The organism is Actinomadura napierensis (assembly GCF_039529375.1).
Classification (GTDB): Bacteria; Actinomycetota; Actinomycetes; order Streptosporangiales; family Streptosporangiaceae; genus Spirillospora; species Spirillospora napierensis.
Genome location: NZ_BAAAMR010000372.1, coordinates 1 through 582, shown reverse-complemented (window position 1 = coordinate 582; position 582 = coordinate 1). Strand labels below are relative to the sequence as shown.

The window sequence follows — 582 nt, the reverse complement described above, 5'->3', positions numbered from 1 at the left end:
TTTAAATATACCAATCTTTAAATCAAAGTTATAAAGGTCCACTTATAGTAAAAACCACCTTACAAAATCAAAGAATTAACTACTAAACATAGCTATTAAATTATAAAAAAATTAATGCTTAGCATTGAGTTTTGTTCTTTTATTATTTTTAAAAAACCTATTTTTTTCTATCAATAACAGTCAATACAATGTAAAATTTCGCGTTCGTGCTTTTTATTTGTACACTCGACCTTTAGGCTAATAGCAAAATATTTGTGTGAGGCTACTAAAATATGTCAAAAAAAGATGACATTATTACAACTGCTTTAAGACTTTTTAATTCATATAGTTATAATTCTATAGGGGTAGATCGTATCATCAGTGAATCTGGTGTAGCGAAAATGACATTTTATAAATACTTTCCTTCAAAAGAGAAACTTATTGAAGAGTGTTTATTATTAAGAAACTCACTTTTACAAAATTCTCTTACTGCGGCAATCTCTAAAGAAGACGAAACCAACCCACTAGCTCGTATTAAAGCCATCTTTTTATGGTATTCAGATTGGTTTAATAGTGAAGACTTTAATGGTTGCATGTTCCAAA

General features: G+C 27.8%; 1 protein-coding gene. It reads left to right on the top strand.

Annotation, left to right across the window (positions count from 1 at the left end):
* Positions 1-272: 272 nt before the first annotated feature.
* Positions 273-582 (top strand): TetR/AcrR family transcriptional regulator (locus tag ABD296_RS49985; protein WP_344285714.1); only part of this gene is annotated, 310 nt, incomplete at its 3' end.